Annotated in this window: 14 protein-coding genes, 2 tRNA genes and 1 pseudogene; 7 read left to right on the top strand and 10 right to left on the bottom strand. The window is 43.2% G+C overall.

Annotation, left to right across the window (positions count from 1 at the left end):
• Positions 1-620 precede the first annotated feature (620 nt).
• Positions 621-2,813 carry a glutamine synthetase III gene (locus C5S62_RS00270; protein ID WP_104403566.1) on the bottom strand — a complete coding sequence of 731 codons (2,193 nt, stop codon included), beginning with the start codon at positions 2,811-2,813 and terminating at the stop codon, positions 621-623.
• 64 nt (positions 2,814-2,877) lie between these two features.
• Positions 2,878-3,975: a glycoside hydrolase family 43 protein gene (locus C5S62_RS00265; RefSeq protein ID WP_104403565.1), complete on the bottom strand. Its 1,098-nt coding sequence runs from the start codon at positions 3,973-3,975 to the stop codon at positions 2,878-2,880.
• Between the two features lie 218 nt (positions 3,976-4,193).
• Between C5S62_RS00265 and C5S62_RS00260 the strand changes: the two genes are divergently transcribed.
• A complete protein-coding gene (locus C5S62_RS00260) occupies positions 4,194-5,129 on the top strand; it encodes a glycosyltransferase family 2 protein (RefSeq protein ID WP_172485912.1) in 936 nt (311 codons plus the stop codon).
• 102 nt (positions 5,130-5,231) lie between these two features.
• Here C5S62_RS00260 and C5S62_RS00255 read toward each other — a convergent pair.
• The 3 genes from C5S62_RS00255 to C5S62_RS00245 form a co-directional block, all read right to left on the bottom strand.
• A tRNA-Leu gene (locus tag C5S62_RS00255) sits at positions 5,232-5,317 on the bottom strand.
• 5 nt (positions 5,318-5,322) lie between these two features.
• A tRNA-Gly gene (locus C5S62_RS00250) sits at positions 5,323-5,398 on the bottom strand.
• Between the two features lie 222 nt (positions 5,399-5,620).
• Positions 5,621-6,583, bottom strand: coding sequence for an acetylornithine carbamoyltransferase (locus tag C5S62_RS00245; protein WP_104403563.1), 963 nt, complete (start codon positions 6,581-6,583; stop codon positions 5,621-5,623).
• 240 nt (positions 6,584-6,823) lie between these two features.
• Between C5S62_RS00245 and C5S62_RS00240 the strand changes: the two genes are divergently transcribed.
• Positions 6,824-7,417: a TlpA disulfide reductase family protein gene (locus C5S62_RS00240; RefSeq protein ID WP_104403562.1), complete on the top strand. Its 594-nt coding sequence runs from the start codon at positions 6,824-6,826 to the stop codon at positions 7,415-7,417.
• Positions 7,418-7,977: 560 nt separating this feature from the next.
• Here C5S62_RS00240 and C5S62_RS00235 read toward each other — a convergent pair.
• Complete coding sequence (locus C5S62_RS00235; RefSeq protein ID WP_104403561.1) at positions 7,978-9,078, bottom strand: Mrp/NBP35 family ATP-binding protein; 1,101 nt, start codon at positions 9,076-9,078, stop codon at positions 7,978-7,980.
• A 336-nt stretch (positions 9,079-9,414) separates the two neighbouring features.
• Here C5S62_RS00235 and C5S62_RS00230 point away from each other — a divergent pair, with 336 nt between their 5' ends.
• Positions 9,415-11,634, top strand: coding sequence for a GH25 family lysozyme (locus tag C5S62_RS00230; protein WP_104403560.1), 2,220 nt, complete (start codon positions 9,415-9,417; stop codon positions 11,632-11,634).
• Positions 11,635-11,669: 35 nt separating this feature from the next.
• Here C5S62_RS00230 and C5S62_RS00225 read toward each other — a convergent pair whose 3' ends face one another.
• The 3 genes from C5S62_RS00225 to panC are packed head-to-tail and all read right to left on the bottom strand — an operon-like array spanning position 11,670 to position 13,660.
• Positions 11,670-12,431 (bottom strand): ComF family protein, encoded by a 762-nt coding sequence (locus C5S62_RS00225; protein WP_104403559.1) that lies wholly within the window; start codon positions 12,429-12,431, stop codon positions 11,670-11,672.
• A 20-nt stretch (positions 12,432-12,451) separates the two neighbouring features.
• Positions 12,452-12,799 carry an aspartate 1-decarboxylase gene (gene panD, locus C5S62_RS00220; protein WP_104403558.1) on the bottom strand — a complete coding sequence of 116 codons (348 nt, stop codon included), beginning with the start codon at positions 12,797-12,799 and terminating at the stop codon, positions 12,452-12,454.
• Positions 12,800-12,811: 12 nt separating this feature from the next.
• Positions 12,812-13,660: a pantoate--beta-alanine ligase gene (panC, locus tag C5S62_RS00215; RefSeq protein ID WP_104403568.1), complete on the bottom strand. Its 849-nt coding sequence runs from the start codon at positions 13,658-13,660 to the stop codon at positions 12,812-12,814.
• Between the two features lie 180 nt (positions 13,661-13,840).
• Between panC and C5S62_RS00210 the strand changes: the two genes are divergently transcribed.
• The 4 genes and pseudogenes from C5S62_RS00210 to C5S62_RS00195 all read left to right on the top strand — a co-directional run bounded on the left by C5S62_RS00210 (position 13,841) and on the right by C5S62_RS00195 (position 18,734).
• Positions 13,841-14,659: a glycogen/starch synthase gene (locus C5S62_RS00210; protein WP_104403557.1), complete on the top strand. Its 819-nt coding sequence runs from the start codon at positions 13,841-13,843 to the stop codon at positions 14,657-14,659.
• A 59-nt stretch (positions 14,660-14,718) separates the two neighbouring features.
• Positions 14,719-16,221, top strand: coding sequence for a DUF4270 domain-containing protein (locus tag C5S62_RS00205; protein ID WP_223301072.1), 1,503 nt, complete (start codon positions 14,719-14,721; stop codon positions 16,219-16,221).
• 87 nt (positions 16,222-16,308) lie between these two features.
• Positions 16,309-17,046: a sugar phosphate nucleotidyltransferase gene (locus C5S62_RS00200; RefSeq protein ID WP_104403556.1), complete on the top strand. Its 738-nt coding sequence runs from the start codon at positions 16,309-16,311 to the stop codon at positions 17,044-17,046.
• 201 nt (positions 17,047-17,247) lie between these two features.
• Positions 17,248-18,734: pseudogene (locus C5S62_RS00195) on the top strand (arylsulfatase).
• 523 nt (positions 18,735-19,257) lie between these two features.
• Here the strand turns inward: C5S62_RS00195 and purT are convergent.
• Complete coding sequence (purT, locus tag C5S62_RS00190; protein ID WP_104403555.1) at positions 19,258-20,421, bottom strand: formate-dependent phosphoribosylglycinamide formyltransferase; 1,164 nt, start codon at positions 20,419-20,421, stop codon at positions 19,258-19,260.
• Positions 20,422-20,623: the final 202 nt, after the last annotated feature.

The raw sequence follows: 20,623 nt of genomic DNA, 5'->3' as shown, positions 1-20,623 counted from the left end.
CATTTCGGCTTGCCCCATTTTTAACACTATTTGTTTTCTGCCGGAAAATTTTGTATCTTTGTAACAGCCAAGCGGGACTTTCCATCAGGATGTCCCGCTTTTTCTGTGTTTTTCAGGTCTTTTTGTACGGATTTTTATCGTATTTCCGTCTCAAAATCTCCGTATCGGAATTAAAATTTCCCGTATTCGTGTTGGTTTTCCGATACGGACTTTTTCTTCTTCAATACTTATAACCTATATTTGAAGATATCGAAATGTGACGGAAAGTTAAAAATGTTAATGACGGCGCTCTTTCTCAGGCTTTCATCCGATGATATATTTAAACTTTGGCACGGTATGTGCATCAGCACTGCTGCACGATTTCTCAGCTCCGGTCAGCAACCGGCAACAGAGCGGGCGTTGTGGGTATGAGCTGGTGAATAGGGCTGGCGGTCAGAACTGTTGTGTAACTTTTGATTTCAGACCGCAGGAGCGGGGTGGTGATATTGTTCATTGCCGGGTGGAGCAGATAAGGTGTCACCTGATTTGATTCAACCGGCAGATGTATTCATAACAAAACGGGCTATCCGTTTGAAGAATAGCCCGTTCTCATTATGCAGACGTGGTAATGGTCACATGGGTTAGCGCACAAACAAAAGTTCGCGATATTTAGGCAGAGTCCACATCTCGTCTTCCACGATGAGTTCCAGCTTGTCTATGTGGCTGCGGATGGCATCGAAATAGGGCGCCACCTCATCGTGGTAAGCGATGGCTAGCTCGCGCATGTTCTCTATGCGGTTCACCACCTTTCGCTTCTCAACCATGGCTTCCACGTTTTCGGCTATAAAGCTCGTATGTTTGTTTATTTTCTCTATGAGGTCGATGTTGTAAGCCGTCAGCTCCTTCACTTTGGCCGGGTCGCTGAAAGCCATTTGTATTTTGTGCACATTATCAACCAGTTCGCTTTGGTATTTTGTGGCGACCGGAATGATATGGTTCATGCAGAGGTCTCCGAGCACGCGGGCTTCTATTTGTATCTTCTTCTGATAAGTTTCCCATTTTATTTCGTTGCGGGCTTCCAGTTCATGACGTTTCATGACGTTCATGCGCTCAAACATCCTTACGCTGTCCTCATCGAGATAGCGGTCGAAAACGAGCGGACAGGACGTTTCGCAGTCCAATCCGCGGAGGGCGGCTTCTTCTTTCCATTCATCACTGTAGCCATTGCCGTTAAATATGATGGGACGGCACCGTTTGATATCTTCGCGCAACACATCGAAGATGGCCGATAATTTGCTCTCTCCTTTGGCAATTAAGGCTTCCACACGTATATGGAAGTCCGTCAGGGCCTCGGCCACAGCTGTATTGAGGGCTATTAAGGCACTGGCGCAATTGGCGCTTGAACCGACTGCACGGAATTCGAAACGGTTGCCGGTGAAGGCAAAAGGCGATGTGCGGTTACGGTCAGTATTATCTACCATCAATTCTGGAATCTGCGGAATGCCTAGCTGTACGCCATGCTTTCCTTCCAGCGTAAAGAGTTCGTCTTTTGTGGAGTTTTCTACCCGTTCAAGCATTTCGTTGAGCTGTTTGCCCAGGAAACTGGAGATAATGGCCGGCGGTGCTTCATTGGCGCCAAGACGGTGGGCATTGGTGGCGCTCATGATAGAGGCTTTCAGAAGGCCGTTGTGGCGGTACACACCAACTAAGGTTTCTACAACAAAGGTAATGAAGCGCAAATGCTCTTCGGGAGTTTTGCCCGGAGCGTGGAGCAATGCGCCGGTGTCGGTAGTCAGGCTCCAGTTGTTGTGCTTGCCGCTGCCGTTGATGCCGGCAAAAGGCTTTTCGTGGAGCAGGCAGCGGAAACCGTGCTTGCGCGCCACTTTGCGCATAAGCGACATGAGGAGCATGTTATGGTCGACGGCTAAATTGCATTCTTCAAAAATAGGGGCCAGCTCGAATTGGTTGGGGGCTACCTCATTGTGGCGTGTCTTGCAGGGAATGCCCAGTTCGAGTGCCTGTATTTCCAAATCGCGCATGAATTCGGCCACCCGCTCGGGAATGGCGCCGAAATAATGGTCATCCATTTGCTGGTTCTTGGCCGAATCGTGCCCCATCAAAGTCCGTCCGGTCAGCAATAAATCAGGTCGGGCGGCGTAAAGGCCTTCATCTACCAGAAAATATTCCTGCTCCCATCCCAAATTGGTTGTTACGCGTGTCACTGCAGGATCGAAGTATTTGGCTACCGCGGTGGCGGCTTTATCTACAGCGGCCAGTGATTTCTTTAAGGGGGCTTTATAGTCGAGCGCTTCTCCGGTATAGGAAATAAATACGGTGGGAATCATCAGTGTGTCCTCAATGATGAACACGGGTGAGGCGGGGTCCCAGGCCGAGTAGCCGCGAGCCTCAAACGTGGAGCGGATGCCCCCGTTGGGAAATGAAGAAGCATCAGGCTCTTGCTGTACGAGTTCTTTTCCGGAAAAATCCTCAACCATGCCTCCCTTAAAGTCGTGTACAACAAAAGCGTCATGTTTCTCGGCCGTGCCCTCTGTCAGGGGCTGAAACCAATGGGTGCAATGGGTTACGCCCATGTCCATGGCCCATTTCTTCATGCCTTTTGCCACTTCGTCTGCCACGCTCATTGGGAGTTCCGTGCCTTGCTCGATAACTTCACGCAACTTTTTATAGGTGTTCAATGGGAGGTATTTGAACATCTTCTCCTGATTAAACACGTATTTCGCATAATATTCTGACGGGCGGACGGAGGGGGATTTTACCTCGATGGGGCGTTTCTTGAACGCTTCTTCTACGACTTTAAATCTGAGATTGCTCATACTTATTGTTTTTATGCTTATGCTATCTTTCTATTAAAAAGGAAACGGCAGTAGGCATTGTATCTTACTGACGCAATACCGGGCTGCCGTTTTCAAACGTTACAGGTATCCAAAGATGCCGGCTGTGGCTGAGCTGCTTGGGGGTCCACACATCAGCCATAAAAATAAACTCTCCCGGACGTTGCGGGTCTGGCATGGCATAGGTTCCTTGGCCGCCAAAGGTTTTGTCGGCACCTTTGCCACGGGCCGGGCACTCTAGCTGTTCCCATGGGCCGGTTATTTGGGAAGCTTTGAAAAGACGGGCCTTATTTGGGGCCCAACCGGTGCAGCCGCTGGCTATCAGCCAGTATGTTCCGTTTCTTTTGAATATCACCGGAGCTTCATTCTGCCCTCCAGGCGCAATGCGCCAATACTTTCCGGTATAATGCAGATAGTCATTGGTCAATTCTGCCAGATGCAGTGTCAGGTTCTCTTCTGAAGAGTACAGATGATAGGCTTTCCCGTCATCGTCAATGTAGACAGCCATGTCACGGCTCATTTGTCCTTTCTTCAAGTCGCGTTTCAGAAAGAGACCTTTGCTGACGGCTTGATACCATTGCGGTGTCCACCATTCCTTGTAAGCTTCGGGACGGAGATCCGATGCTGCTTTTTTATCCTTTCGTTTAAAGTCGGCAGGCCATTTGCCGGCGTTAGGGCGTACGGAACGGAGGAAGCGGAATGGTCCCTTTGGGTTATCTGCCACAGCAAATCCCGTACGGGCGGCGGAATATCCTTTACCGCGTAGTTCCAGATGAAAAATCATGACATATTTTTTTGTCCGGACATTATAAACAACTTTGGGACGTTCCATAATACATCCTAGAGTAATGTCGGATGTCATATCTTTTACAGCTTCGAGTACCAGGCCTTCATAATGCCATGTTTTCAAATCCTTGGAAGTATAAAGTGAAATTCCGTCTTCTGAAGTTCCTGGAATATGCTCCACTCTGTGTTCGCCATACCAATAATATTTACCATCGGGGAGATATAGAATGTTACCTCCGTGACAATTGATATGTTGTCCATTGTCATCAAGCCATAATTCTTCATTGTTGGCTATAGGTTGGCCGCAAACGGGAGTGACCAATAGACATAATATAAATAGCAGAATATATTTAATCATTATTCATGTAGGTAGTTTTCATTAACGGGTGGCTTAAATCTGGGACAATGGATGTCGCTAGTAAAAGAACCTTTGAAAAGACCGTTGCAAAGATACGAAAAAAACAAAAGGTTATCATACATTTGATTTTGTTTTTGTATTTTTGCAATATAGTCGGAGCGTATATTTGATGATGCGCTTTACGATGATATATCATTCTACATAAAATACTCCAAACGATGTTCCTGACCATAGTTGTTCCTTGTTATAACGAAGAGGTTGTACTCCATGAAACTACGAAACGCTTGCTACTTGTAGCCGCCCGGCTTAAGGCCGATTATGCTATTGAGGCGCGGATTCTTTACATCGATGACGGAAGTATAGATGGAACCTGGTCGCTTATTGTTCGTTTGGCACGGGAAGACCGCAGGGTGGCCGGTTTGAAACTGGCTCATAATGCCGGACATCAGCATGCACTTTGGGCAGGATTGGAACGGGCCGTGGATATGGGGGATGCTGTCGTTTCGATAGATGCAGATTTGCAGGATGATCCTCAGGCTATTGTAGCGATGGCGGAAAAATATTTACAAGGAGCAGATATCGTTTATGGTGTCCGTCAAAGCAGGCAGACAGATACTTTGTTCAAACGACAAACGGCATTGATTTATTATCGTCTGTTGCGGATGATGGGGGGCAATGTGGTGTATAATCATGCCGATTACCGTCTTATGAGCCAACGGGCTGTAAGAGCGCTGTTGCAGTATCCGGAACGCAATCTTTTTATTCGTGGTTTGGTTAGGACACTTGGTTTTAGAGAAGATACCGTTTATTACGACCGTGCCGAGCGTTTTGCTGGAAAATCCAAATATCCTCTGAGTCGCATGCTGAGTTTTGCCTGGGACGGCATAACTTCTTTTTCCGTGCGTCCGTTGCGTATTATAACTTCATTGGGGTTATGCTTTATTCTCATTTCCATTGGAGTTATTATTTGGGCTCTGACGGCCTATGCCAGTGGCCACACATTGCCCGGATGGACTTCCTTGCTTATCAGTGTCTGGTTTGTAGGAGGAGCTATACTTACGGCTTTAGGAATAATTGGAGAGTATGTGGGGAAAATTTATAAGGAAGTCAAACACCGGCCGCGTTTTATTGTTGAAACTTCAACAGGACTATAATAATAGTCAATGATTTTTTGTTTTAAACCAAACAATATATGAGTCTTTTATGTAAAACTAAACTCCTCAATCATTTAACTGTTAAATGATTGAGGAGTTTAGTACTCGAAGCGGGACTTGAACCCGCACAGCCATCACTGGCCAAAGGATTTTAAGTCCTTCGTGTCTACCGATTCCACCATTCGAGCAACCTTGGAGCGGAAAACGAGACTCGAACTCGCGACCCCAACCTTGGCAAGGTTGTGCTCTACCAACTGAGCTATTTCCGCAATAAACGCCGGCTTACCGCGGATATTAGCGGTCTTTAGGCTTAATGCAGCGCAAAGATAGGTATTTCTTCTCGTTCGGCCAAACTATTTAATGATGAAGTTTAAGGTTAGTCTCATTTTTTTGTTGTTCTATTTGCTGCTTTTCCGTTCATACGCGGGTGAAGAGATGGTCTGTGGGAGAAAGTTGGAGTGGATTTTTTGAGAAAACTGAGGCGAAAGGCATCAGATACTTTCTAAAATTCGTTTTAATACAACTGTGGCTGAAATTTCGCGATTGGCAGCTTCAGGTATGACAAGCGAACGGGGAGATTCTATGACATTGTCGGAAACAATCATATTGCGCCGTACAGGAAGGCAGTGCATGAAGTAAGCGTTGTTGGTGACGGCCATGTGATTTTCGTCTACAGTCCAAGACATGTCGCGTGAAAGTATTTTGCCGTAATCTTCGGAATTGGTTACACCCGGGCAGCTCCAATTTTTGGCATAAACGAAATCAGCACCTTCCAATGCTTTCATCTGATCGTGTTCCACGTGCGCATTATCTGCGAAAAGCGGATCAAGTTCGTAACCTTCAGGGTGGGTGATGACAAAGTCAACCTCTGCAGCGCGCATCCATTCTGCAAAACTGTTGGGAACGGCTTGTGGAAGAGCGCGAGGATGGGGTGCCCAGGTCAGTACCACTTTTGGGCGTCGTTTTTCGCGGTATTCCTCAATCGTTATGAGATCGGCAAAGGCTTGTAGGGGATGGGCTGTGGCACTTTCCATGGAGAATATGGGCTTTCCGCTGTATTTAATGAATTGTGTCAGGATGTTTTCGCTGTAGTCGGCTTCGCGGTCAGTCAGTCCGGCAAAGGTACGTACTCCGATGAGGTCACAGTAAGATGCCATTACGGGGATTGCTTCGAGCAGATGCTCGCTTTTATCGCCATCCATTATGACGCCACGCTCTGTTTCAAGTTTCCATGCGCCTTGGTTGACGTCTAGCACAATGACGTCAAGGCCTAGATTGCGGGCGGCCTTTTGCGTGGAAAGCCGTGTGCGCAGACTATTGTTAAAGAATATGAGCAAGGCCGTTTTATGGCGGCCAAGATGTTCAAACTGATAGCGGTCGTTCTTAACAGCGGCAGCTTCGGCCAGCGCCGTTTCAAAATTGCCCAAATCGGCAGCATGCAGGAATGTTTTCATTTTTTATGCTTTTACTTTGGTGACGAGGAATCATTTTTGGCTTTATGCGATTTCTGCGCTTCAAAAGTAGCCATTATTTCTGTATAAATGTTGTATATGGCAAAAAAATGAGTGTAATGTTGGAATGTCCGCCGGAAACTCGTAAATTTGCCGGAACGGGAATTAAAATGGCAACGGATCAATGGCGCCATATACCCAGTTGTGTTATTTCAATTTATCAATCCATAATACTTATTGAATATGAAAAAAATAATAATGATGGCGGCGATAGCCGTTTTGTTTGCAGGTAGCAGTTGTGCCAAGAAGATGACGACGCCAATAGCGGACAAGCAAAGTCCAGGTGTACAGACGGCAGAAGATGCCTCTTCTGAAAATGGACCTGAGCAGACTCCTTCTGTGGCGTTCAAAATTAAAAGTATTCCGGCAGAGGTTAGTGGTGCGGATATTTTGCCGGCCATTACCAAGGCTTATGAGGGAAAGGTTGTGCTGATTGATTTTTGGGCCACTTGGTGTGGTCCTTGCCGTGCGGCTATGAAAACAATTGACGCCATTAAGCCGGAATTGGAGAAAAAAGGTGTCGTTTTTGTATATGTGACCGGTGAGACTTCTCCCCAGGCAACTTGGGATACTATGATAAAGAAAATATCCGGTGATCATTATCGCTTGACAAACAAACAATGGAGCGACTTAGGCTCACAGTTGGGCATGCAGGGCATTCCGTGTTATTTGATGTTGAATAAAGATGGCTCTGTGGCCTACAGCAATGTGACTGAAGGTGGCTATCCCGGCAATGAAATCATCCAGAATAATGCGGAAGTGGCTTTGACAAAGTAATAATAGGGTTTGTTGGCTGAGAAAACCGGTCAACAGACATTGAATATGGCACTTTCTGTTTTTAACACAATTTGCTTTCGACCGGAAAATGTCGTATATTTGTAACAGCGGAGCGGGACTTCCTGATTGAAAGTCCCGCTTTTTCTGTGTTTTTTAGGTGTATTTTAATGGATTTCGACCATATTTTCCCTGAGAATTCCCCGTATTGCAATTTAAATTCCAAGTATTCGAGTTGAAATTCCGATACGGACTTTTTCTACAGTACGGCCTGCAACCGATGTTTTAATACATCGGAATCTTATTGAAAGTTAAAAATGTTAATGTAGGTATTCTGTTTCCGGCCTTCGTCTGGATGCATCTTTTCCTTTGGCACGATATTTGCTTTCGTATCGTCCTCTGCAAGGCATCCCCTTAACTGGTATGTCATCGGCAAACGGCAACATGAATTGTACCATGGGATGTGTCAATCTTGAAATAAACTTACTGCCGCAGGCGAAACGGTAACATAAACCCCGGAAAGTAATAGGGGCTGCTTTCCGGGGTGTAAGTTTAATGAATGCTTATTTGGTCATTTCAACAATGCGGGTAGGTGGCTGTTCGCTATTGCGTCGCTCCGTTTCCCGTACTACAGCTTCGGCCAGCCTGATGAAAGCGGCTGCTGTCATGGTGTTTCCTTTTACAACAGCAGGCTCACCCTCGTCACCGCTTTCGCAGATGCTTTGTACCAGCGGAATTTGTCCGAGCAGAGATACATTTAATTCCTCCGCCAACAGGGTCACGCCATCACGACCGAATATATAATACTTGTTTTCAGGTAATTCTGCAGGAGTGAACCACGCCATATTCTCTACAAGTCCGAGAATAGGGACGTTCACTTTATCGTTGCGATACATGTCAATGCCTTTCCGTGCATCGGCCAGAGCGACCGCTTGAGGCGTGGAAACGATAACCGCTCCGGTGATGGCCAGATTCTGAAGCAGTGTCAGGTGAATGTCGCTTGTTCCCGGTGGCGTGTCAAGTACAAGGTAGTCCAGTTCTCCCCAGTCGGCGTCAGCTATGAGTTGCTTTAATGCGTTTGAGGCCATTCCGCCACGCCATAAAGTGGCGGTATCGGGGTTGACAAAAAAACCTATGGAAAGCAGTTTCACTCCATACTTCATGGCCGGAATGAGAACTTGACGACCATCTTTCATCTCCGCAAATATGTTTTCGGCTTCGAGATGAAACATCTTGGGGACCGACGGGCCGAAAATATCAGCATCGAGCAGCCCTACTTTGTGTCCTTGTAGAGCCAGGGCTACAGCCAGATTGGCCGCGACTGTACTTTTTCCCACTCCGCCTTTTCCTGAACTTACGGCAATGACATTCTTTACTTGCGGCAACATCTTTCCGGGCTCCGGGCGTGCGGACTGGAGGCTTTTTGTTCCGATAGTAACATTAACGTCTTTATCCACATAAGTGTGGATGGCTGTTTCTACTGCTTTGACTACAGACTTCAAGAAGGGGTCGGTAGGCTTTTCGAAAATGATTGAGAACGACACATTCATGCCGTCGATTCTGAGATCGTCTTCCACCATGCCTGCCTCAATAATGTTTTTCCCCGTACCGGGATAACGTACTGTAGCCAGTGCATCAGTTATGAGTTTGGGATAGAGTTGCATAAGGTTTTAACGTTTGTTTGGGAGCAAAGTTAGCGAAATATGTCATAACTGCAAAATGGAGTAGCCTTTTAAACTTTAGTGTATTTTACTTTCCGTGACGGTTGATGTTCTGCTAACTTCATGCCTTTGCAGGATAGTCGGGATAGTTGGTGAATGATTCGTTTCTGTCAGAAATGTTGCAGAGAAACCTTTCTAATGGTGCCCTTAGTTTTGACAACTGGATAAAAATAGCTATATTGCGAAAGAAATCATGTGTGAGAATCTTTTCTTGTTTAAGAGAAAGACAGGGGTATCAATAAAGGTAATGTAAAAGAGTTGGGGCTGAAGAGGATTAGTATGAAAAGGAAATTTTGCTGTTTACGCTCATGGGTTTATCGTTTGCTGGCAACGGGGATTGTTGTCGCTTTATGGTTACAGTTGACGCCTGGCAATTTGTCTCATGGATTAAATGGCGTATGCCGGGTGATGACGCGTTGTATCTATTATGTGGCTTTGACTGATAAGGATACTTTGTGGCTTTCTGCAGATAAAGGTATGGTGACAACGTTTTCGGGGGATAGCCTTGTTGCTGATACTTCTTTTAACTCAGGTTTTGTAGTCTCTGGTTCTGGAGCTGTTGTGACATCGGCTTCGGCCATATCTTTTGCAGGTGATGAAATTTGTTCGGATAGTTTGGCTAAGATTTTGACAAAGGAGAAAGACCGGCTGGAAATCCTGCGTGAGAATAAGCGGGAAGCAGCAAGAGAATTGGACTATTATGCCCGTACACATTCCGCTGTAGATGATGGCTATAATGAAGTGATGGCTTATCGTGTCAGAAATACAAGAGAGCGAATTCATGTGGAACGGCAACTGGAACTGATTGGAAAAGCTTTACGACACCCTATGGCTCGTGCTCGTTTGCAGGCGGATTTTGAGATTGTCATTAATATTGTACGGAAAAATGAGAACACTGTGGCTGAGGAGTATCGTTATGTTTCCAAAATGGTTGCACGTTCTGGTAGCCTGTTATTGTTGCAAATCAATGAACCGTCTGGATGGCCACAGGGAATACACATTTTTGATACCGGTTTTTTAGCATTCAGAGGAAGGCCTGCCGCAGTTTTAGGTAGTTGGGAAGAAAACGGTTTACCTGTGGTGGCTCCAGTCGATAGTATTTCTGGCTTGGCATTGACAAGTTTGGATGGTATGCCGGTTACAGATGCTCGCGGAAGGCTGGTTGGCGTTCGGGCAAATAATCAAATGGTACCGCTCTTTGCATTACGGCGTTTGAATTGGAACTTCAAGCCTTTTTATGGATGGCTGTGGGATGGAATGAAAACTTGGACAGACTATATGCTTGGCTGTGATGATATACCGTCTGCCATAACAACGCGGATGTTCAAAAAAGCCGGTCGCAGTAGGGAAAAGGCTTATCTGGATTGTCGGGGGTATGGGCATTTGCAATTTAAGGATGGTAGCCGTTATGTAGGACAGTTGCACGACAGGATTCCTGACGGTGTGGGACAGATGACTTATGGTGATGGTGGCGTTTATATCGGATATTGGCTGTCGGGTAAACGTGATGGAAAGGGGATAATGATGGATACATTGGGCTATCGTTATGATGGATTGTGGCGGTCTGATACTTTGTCGTATGGCTCTTGGGAGAATTCTGAGAGTGTTTATTCCGGAAACTTCAACAAAACTTTACAGCGTCACGGAGACGGCTGGTGGTTGAAAAAGGATGGGGCTTATTATTCTGGAACATGGTCGGATGGGACTCGTCAGGGCTTTGGATTCGCTGTTGGTGAGGGTAAAATGGTACGTGCCGGTATATGGGGCAATGATAAATTTCGCGGAGAGCAGATGGTTTATACGGCAGATCGAGTATATGGGATAGATATTTCACGTTATCAGCATGAGATTGCCGGTCGGCATTATGGTATAGATTGGACCAAAATGCGAATTACCGGGTTGGGGACGGCCAGTCGTAAACGCATTAAAGGTCATATCGATTATCCTGTGAACTTTGTTTATGTTAAGGCGACAGAGGGCGTTACTGTGAAGAACCGCTATTATGCGGTTGATGCTGCAGCTGCCCGCCGACATGGAATTCATTTGGGCGCTTATCATTTCTTTTCAACAAAAACAAGCGGTCGGCAGCAGGCCCAGTTCTTCTTGTCTGTAGCTAAGCCCAAACGGGGTGACTTGCCACCTGTGCTTGACGTGGAACCTTCTGACAAGCAGATTGAATCGATGGGAGGCAGTCAGAGAATGTTTCGTGAAATTATTGATTGGATGAGGCTGGTGAAGTGGCGCACAGGAACAGCCCCTGTGCTGTATGTAAGTCAGAGTTTTGTAAATAAATACATGGAAGAAGCACCAGCTGAGTTATTGCAATGCCAAGTGTGGATTGCCCGTTATGGAGAATATAAACCTTATACGCATTTGTTGTATTGGCAGTTGGCCTATGATGGTCGTGTGGCAGGAGTTCATGGGGACGTTGATGTTAATGTTTTTAATGGAACCCGCTCGGAATTTGAAACTTATATACGTGTGAATGCTATTCGGTAATTGATATTATTAATATGTTCTGTGGTGTGACAGACTTACGGATTTGGCAATATGATCGGAGCTTTTGTAATGAGTGGATGAAATCCGGCCAGTCCTAGTGTGAGGATGCTGATACGGGTGTTCGGTGATTTTCTTACTAGTTCTTTAGCGCATGACAATAATGTGGCATTAGTTGTTATGACGTCATCAATAATCAAGATATGCTGTCCTTTTACCGCGTCATCGTTTATCTTCTTGAAAGCCCCTTCCATGTTTTCCCTGCGTTCTGTGTGGGACTTTTTTGTTTGAGTGTCGGTATCTTTTATACGCTCTATGATGTCTTCTCTCACGGGGATGCCTGTTATTTGGCTGACTCCTAAGGCTAGTTGAGTGCTTTGATTGTAGCCGCGATGACGTAATTTGTTGGGATGAAGAGGTACGGGAATGATAAGATTGATGTCATTGAAAAAGTCAGTATCTCTCAAATCATTAGCCATGGCTCGTCCGAAAAAGATGCCAATTCCTGGTTTGTTATAGTATTTCAGAGATTTGATGATACGGCTGCTGTTAGTGTCAGGAAGATATCTAATGAAGGAGTTGGCACGTTCTATTGGAATTCTTTCCCAGAATAATCGCTCAACTATGTTGCCTTGTTCGCCATGCAGCCTTGTGAATGGTAATAAAGAATAACAGGAAGTGCAGATGTGTTTTTCAAATGTTTCCAAACGATTCTGGCATACTGTACAACGGCATGGAAATACAGTGAGAAGCAAATCTCTTGCCACCCATCGAAGTTCTTGGAGAAGACGTAGTTTCATCAGAGTTTGTGCACCGACAGTTAAATGCGGTTGTTTTCACTGTCAGGAAAAATAACCGTAGGCTTAAAAGTTTTGGCCTCTTCTGGCGTCATCGTTGCAAAACACATTATTATGATTTCGTCACCTATCTGAAATTTTCGGGCTGCAGCTCCGTTGAGACAAATACATCCCGATTGGCGTGGTCCAGTAATGACATAGGTTTCAATACGTTCGCCGTTATTGTTGTTTACCACATGTACATGTTCGCCAGCTATGATACCGGCCGCATCCATCAAGTCTTCGTCAATGGTGATGCTTCCCATGTAGTGTAAGTTGGCTTCAGTCACATGAGCACAGTGAATTTTTGATTTGAGCAGACTCAGAAACATATATGAATGTTGTTATTTGTATTTAATATTGTCAATAAGCCTTATGGGACGTGCTCCGCAATAAACGGTGATGCATCCCATGATGTAATCGGTATCTTCCCATAGATTGACCGGTTGAAGCGTTATGCCGTCAACTATTTGGAAATATTCCACCTCAAGGCCATCAATGCTGTTTAGTTGGCTGACTACCATCTCATGGGTTTCCTTTACGGAATGCTGAGCGGCAAAATCTACACTGGCAAAGAGAATGCGTGAGATGTTGGTGGCTGTTGCTTTTTCTTCTTCTGAAAGTAACGTATTGCGGCTACTTAGTGCAAGTCCGGTTTCCTCACGTATGATAGGGCAGGGACAAATCTCAACAGGGATGTTGAGTGCTTTCACCATTGCGCGAATCACCGCAATTTGTTGGAAGTCTTTTTCTCCGAAATAGGCTTTATTGGGACTTACCATATTAAATAGTTTGCTGACAATCTGGCAAACACCGTTGAAGTGCCCTGGGCGGCGTGCGCCTTCCATAACGGAATCTATCGGGGGGTAACTGAATTTTCGTGTATCGGGTTCAGGATAAATTTCTTCTACTGTTGGCGCAAATACAATGGTTACCCCTAAATCACTTAGCAGTAGACAATCTGCTTCAAGAGTTCGGGGATAATTATTTAAATCGTTTTTATCGTTGAACTGAGTAGGGTTGACAAAAACGCTTACAACCGTGACATCATTCTCCTCTACAGAGCGTTTTACCAATGAGGCATGGCCTGCATGCAACGCTCCCATAGTCGGAACCAGGCCTATTGCTTTTTCTTCTTTCTTGATAGCGGAGAGGCTTTTTTCAAGTTCTTTGACAGTCGATATAATCTGCATTTTAATCTTGCTTTTTTGAAACAGCGTGCAAAATAACAGAATAATTATCATATATCAACTAAAAGATATTTGGAAAACGCATTTTTTAACAAACAGGTGGTAATCACTTTGACTATAATAGGCTCATCTCGATTTTTTTTTGTATTTTTGCACGGTATTTATAAGTTATACTGAATTAAAATGACAAAAGCGAAGAAGGTTCTTTTTATAACCCAAGAGCTTACCCCTTATGTTCCCGAAACCCCAATGGCATTGGTAGGCCGGAGATTGCCGCAAGCTGTTCAGGATAGTGGTAGAGAAATCCGTACTTTTATGCCTAAGTGGGGCAATATCAACGAGCGGCGTAATCAGTTGCATGAGGTTATACGTCTTTCCGGTATGAATATCATTATAGATGATACAGACCATCCGTTGATTATCAAGGTCGCTTCCATTCAGGCTGCGCGCATGCAGGTTTATTTTATTGATAATGATGAATATTTCCATAAGCGCCAGATGTTAAGTGATGAGAATGGTTGCGAATATGAAGATAATGCCGAGCGTGCGATTTTCTATGCGCGGGGTGTTCTTGAAACGTTGAAAAAATTGCGGTGGTGTCCTGACGTGATTCATTGTCATGGATGGATGTCTTCAATTGTCCCATTATATGTCAAGACGGCTTATCGTGAAGAGCCTCCTTTTGTTAACGCTAAGGTTGTTTTCTCTGCTTATGACGAAATGCCTCAAAATCCGCCTGTGTCTAATTTTGCCGAATGTGTGGCTTTTCGTGATGCCAGTCTTGATGTGTTGGAAGCTTCGGGTATTGACTTTTCTTCTCCAGAGGCCTATGGGCAGTTGGCTGTAGCTTTTTCTGATGGTTATATTCAAGGTGCGTCTGGTGCAAATTCTGGTTTGTTGGATTTTGCAAAATCTAGAAACATTCCTTCGTGGGAGTGGCTTGGAGATGACAATATGGGGGAAGTTTATGGCGCTTGTTACGACCATATATATGGAGAGTGAGTAAAATACAAAGACCGCAAAAAAACCTGTCTTTCGACAAATAATACCGTAATCTTATTGTGAAAAAGTTTATCCGTTTTGTGTCAGTTTTGCTATTTGTGGTAGCTGCTGCACCAATAATCTTTTCTGCGTGTGACGATGATACTGCCAGCATCGGTTTTGATGTGATGCCGGGAGGTGACGGTGTTTCTACATCGCAGTCAACTTATGTTGTTCACTCTGTTGCTTTAGCTGTTGATTCGGTGTTGTCTAATACCAATGATAGTTATCTTGGATGTGTGGTTGATCCTGAAACACGTGCAAAGACAACTTGTAGCTTTTTGGCGCAATTTCATGTGCTTGAAAGTTACTCTTTTCCTCCATATGATAAAATGGTAAAAGACGAGAATGGCAAGATTGTTGTCGATTCTTGTGATCTTCGTATAGCGGTAGAAAGTTATTATGGTGATTCGCTTACCACCATGAAACTGGTAGTTCAGGAATTGGATACAACGAAAGTGGTCGAAGAAAATAAATTTTACTATTCAAACGTATCTCCTGAAGAATTCTATACCCAAGGTCAGGGACAAAAGGAATCTGTGACTTATGCCGTAAAAGACCTTACGCGGCCTGATTCAGTTACTGATGGCTACTCTTATTATCGTAGCGTTATTGTGAAACTCCCTCGTGATTATGGCGATTTTTTAGTTGGAAAGTTTTATGAGAATCCTGATAATTATGCTAATTCCTATCAGTTTATCCATCATGTTTGTCCTGGGTTCTATTTTAAAACAGCCGGTGGGGTAGGTTCTATGCTAAAGGCTAAAACAACTACATTGAATGTTTATTTTAGATACCATACTAAGAATGCTTCGGGTAATGACACTATTGTTGATGGTATGCAACGTATGGCTGCTACGGAAGAGGTTATTCAGCAGACTGTGATTGATAATGCCATTCCACAGAGTATGCTTGCTGCTGATAATCCTTATACTTATGTAAAATCACCTTCGGGAATTTTTACAGAAGTAACTTTGCCTGTGTCTGAGGTTGTTGCCGGTGAACATTATACAGATACAATTAATACAGCCACTTTGTCTTTCCTTTGTTATAATAAGGAAAATACGTCTGCAGCTTCTTTGAGCCGTCCTGAAACGCTTTTAATGGTACGGAAGAAGCATCTTTACAGTTTTTTTGAAGCTGAGAAATTGACAAATGAGAGTGATTCTTACCTTACAACGTTTAATAGTTCGGCTAATGCCTATACTTTCACTAATATTAGTGGGCTATTGACATTATTGAAGAATGAACGTGATGCCGGTGCAGGTGTGTTGCCTGATGATACGGAATCAGAACGCAGTGTCAAGTATGCTATTTGGGAGAAAACTAATCCAGAGTGGAATAAAGTGGTTTTGGTGCCTGTTAAAGCGGAATACAGTACAACAACAAATGCTTATGGGCAAACGACCAAAACATTATTGAGGGTGCGTCACGATATGAGTATGTCTAGTGCAAAGATAGCTGGTGGAACATCTAATGATATAAAGATGAATGTTATTTATAGTCGGTTTGCCAGGCAGTGAATAAATCAAAATAAATGGGGTGGGTCTTGATGTTATTGTGACTCACCTTTTTTCTTTTTATCAAGTCCGATATAAATATTGTTTTTTATGAAAGCAATGATTTTTGCAGCAGGTTTGGGTACACGGTTGAAACCACTCACTGATACAATTCCGAAGGCTTTAGTTCCCCTTGAGGGGCGTCCTTTGCTTGATTGGGTGATTAATCGCCTGATTGCTGCCGGCTTTGATGAAATAGTCGTTAATGTTCATCATTTTGGCCAACAAGTGATAGATTATTTAGATTGGCATCCTTATAATGTGGCTGTCACAATTTCTGACGAACGGAAACAGTTACTTGATACTGGTGGTGGGCTTCTGAAAGCAGCCCCGTTATTCTCAGCAGATAGCAGTCCTATTCTTATACATAATGTAGATATTCTCCATAATGCTGATCTGCCAACATTTTATGTGGCAGGTTTGAAATATAGTGCAACCTTGTTGGTTAGCGAACGTTCCACGTCACGTTATTTGCTTTTTGATGAATCAAATCGTTTGGTGGGATGGACAAATATTATCACAGGTGAAGTACGCTCACCCTATGCAGATTTAAATTTGTCGTGTTTGCATAAATATGCCTTTTCTGGTATACACACTTTTTCGCCGCATTTATTTTCTTTGATGAAAGGATATCAACCTAAGTTCTCTATTATTGATTTCTATCTTTCAGTGTGTGATAAAGTTGATATTATGGGGTATCCTGTTAATAACCTGCAACTAGTGGATGTTGGGAAATTAGATTCACTTAAAAAAGCAGAAACTTTTCTGAAAACAGGCTCTTTGTTATGATAATTTCCTCAATATGTCTTACCTGCTTGAATTTAATAGGAGAAAAGCCTGTTGGAGGAAGGGATATGGTTAGTTTAGTGGATATCTATCCCTTGATCTGGTGCACATGATTTTGTACTTTGGGCATGCAATCATAGATAATTTGCTGAAATAGCCCTTTGTTGATATGTGTTTTAAAGACTTTAGATAAAAGATAATCTCATGAGTAAAAGAAATTTATTTATTGGAATTTCCGCTCTATGCGCTAGTTGTTTGCAAGGCCAAGTTGCACAGCCTAGGCCCAATATTATTTATATTTTAATGGATGATTTGGGGTATGGAGATATCGGCTGTTTCGGATAAGAAAAAATTGAAACACCTCACATTGATCGTTTGTGTAAAGAAGGTATTAAATTAACACAGCATTATTCCGGTTCTCCTGTATCGGCTCCGTCGCGTTGCGTATTGATGACAGGTTTACATTCCGGGCACGCACAGATCCGTTTTAATAATGAAATGCCTGAACGTGGAGCTGTCAATAATTATGATTCTGTATATGTACATAAAGAGTTGGAAGGGCAGTTCCCTTTGCAGGCCAATACAATGACTATTGAACGAATGATGCAGCAGGCAGGTTACACTACCGGATGTTTCGGGAAATGGGGACTTGGCTATCCTGATTCTGAAGGAACGCCCAATAAACAAGGCTTTGACCTATTTTATGGATATAATTGTCAACGCCAGGCCCACACATATTATCCGCCTTTTTTATATAAAAATGAAGACCGTGTTTATTTACAAAACACGGTGATAGATCCTCATTGATTTCCTTTGGGTAAAAATGATGATCCGAATGATCTGGCCAGCTACTCCAAATATACTCAAAAAGAATATGCGAATGACCTGATTTTTGATGAACTTGTAAAATTCGTAGATACTGCTGCTAATTCTTTCTTCCTGATGTGGACTACTCCCTTACCGCATGTGTCTTTACAAGCTCCTGAACGTTGGGTAAAATATTATGTAGAAAAATTTGGTGATGAAAAGCCTTATACAGGTATGGCTGGTTATCTGCCTTGTCGCTATCCACATGCTACATATGCGGCAATGATTAGCCATTTTGATGAGCAGATAGGCAAGTTGATTGAAAAATTAAAAAAGACAATCTATACGAGAATACACTTATTGTTTTCACGTCTGATAATGGTGCTACGTTTAATGGAGGAAGTGATTCGCCTTGGTTTAACAGTGGCGGTCTTTTTAAGTTTGAATACGGATGGGACAAGTGTTTCTTGCATGAAGGGGGAATTCGAGTTCCAGCAATTATAACATGGCCGGGTAAAATTAAACCGGGTATGGAAAGTGACCATATTTGTGCTTTTCAAGATGTAATGCCCACATTTGCGGAGATTGCAGGTATTGCTTGTCCACCAACAGACGGTATCAGTTTTCTATCTACATTACTTGATAGAAAAGAAGAGCAAAGGCAACATGAATATTTATATTGGGAATATCATGATCCTAAAATTGGCAGCAAGGCAATTCGTCTGGGAAAATGGAAGGGCATTCTTACAAATATACGAAAAGGCAACACACGAATACAACTTTATAATTTGGAAAATGATATCCGGGAAGAGCATGATGTAGCAACACAATATCCTAATATGGTGAAGTTATTTGAACGGTTAATGCTAGAAGCTCCTAACTAATTTTATTTTTGTTTTTAACAATATTCTAATTGGAAGTTTTCATTTTCTGAAGAACGAGTCAAAATTTTATAGGTTATTATAAAATAGGTGTTTTACTGGTTTAAGTTCCAAATTCCAAAATATGGAATTTGGAACTTACTGTAGTTAATTTTTAGGTATTGTGATAAGTTTATCCTTGAAATGTACTTAAGTTTAATACATTTGATGGTAAAGGGCAGAAGTTGAAAACAGGATTTTATTGACGATGTAAGTTTTATCAATTCTTTCATTCAGACGACAACAGTTTTATATTTCAATAAGGGTACTTATGATGTCGTTTTTAGGTAATTTGAAAAATGTTTTGTTTTTGTATGTTTGTATTTGCTTTATTTTTAGGAAAGGGTCTTTAAAAGTTCAACCACCCAATTTGTGGATGGTTGAACTTTGTTTTATTTGCTTTTAAAAATATGATTGTTAGAGAATTGTTTGTTTTAAGTGTGATTGTTTATTGACTAATGTGTGCTGTTGTTTTGTTTGTGATGTGTTAATAAACTTCAACGTAAGAGGCTAGCCTTTTGGTTTTCTCACGCAAGTCGTCTAAATTTTCATCAAGAGGTGCATTACATACAACAACTCCCATGCGACGGTTAATGCGTGTTGTTGGTTTGCCGAATATGCGTATGTCTGCATCTTCTTCACAGGTTCTTTCTAATCCACGGTAACGGGGACATTCCTGACTGGAAATGGGGGAGAGAATAACGGCGCTGGCACCTATTCGCATTTGTTTGATGCAGGGGATCGGCAGTCCTAGTGTTGCGCGTAGATGCAGTTCGAATTCATTGAAATTTTGTGTTTGGGCTAAAGTTACCATGCCTGTGTCATGAGGACGTGGTGACAATTCTGAGAAATATACACCATGCTCGTGGCTTAAGAAGAACTCAACGCCCCAAAGACCGGCCCCAGTTAGAGCTTTTGTTACTTTTTCAGCCATACTCTCTGCTTCGGTCAAGTGCTCAGGAGCGATATGTGCCGGTTGGAAACTTTCTTGGTAATCTCCGCCTTTTTGCACGTGTCCGATGGGGGGACAGAATAGGGTAGGGCCATTTTTCTGTGTAACGGTCAAGAGAGTGATTTCGCTATCGAAACGAATAAATTCTTCTATAATTAATTCACGAATGTCTCCACGACTGCCGCTGAGGCCGTATTCCCAGGCATGCTGCAATTCCGTTGGGCTTTTAACAATAGATTGCCCTTTGCCTGATGATGACATTAATGGTTTTACTACACATGGATAACCGATCTCTTCGGCCGCAGTTTTTAATTGTTCAAAAGTGGTGGCATAAAAATATTTGGCCGTTTTTAGCCCTAGTTTTTTTGCAGCCATATCGCGAATGGCTTTTCGGTTCATCGTGTAGTTGACAGCGCGGGCTGAGGGGGTTATCTGTATGCCTTTTTCTTCAAACTCGTAGAGCCGTTCAGTCCGGATAGCTTCAATTTCAGGTACAATTATATCTGGTTGATGTTTTTTTACGGCTTGATTGAGGGCTTCTCCGTCAAGCATAGAAAATACTTCAAATTCATCGGCAACTTGCATGGCAGGTGCACCGGGATAGGAGTCGCAGGCTATGACATGTTGTCCTAGCCGTTGGGCGGCAATTGTGAATTCTTTACCTAATTCTCCTGATCCTAAAAGCAAAATCTTTTTCATATCAAGCGTTTTATAAACGATTTTTGTACGAATAAAAGTCCAATGTCTGTTATTAGAACTACGGACTTTGCAAAGTTACTTTTTTTTTATGGTTTATCTTTCCTTCATTAGAGTAAATACACTGGCTGTTTTAGCATTTGCCTGTGGTTAATGGGGTCAAGCCGAAAACACGGTGCATGAATTTTGAGAAAAGTGTTAAATT

The organism is Prevotella sp. MGM2 (genome assembly GCF_002933955.1).
Classification (GTDB): domain Bacteria; phylum Bacteroidota; class Bacteroidia; order Bacteroidales; family Bacteroidaceae; genus Alloprevotella.
The sequence above is the reverse complement of the archived record's forward strand: the minus strand, read 5'-3'. Positions and strand labels throughout refer to the sequence as shown.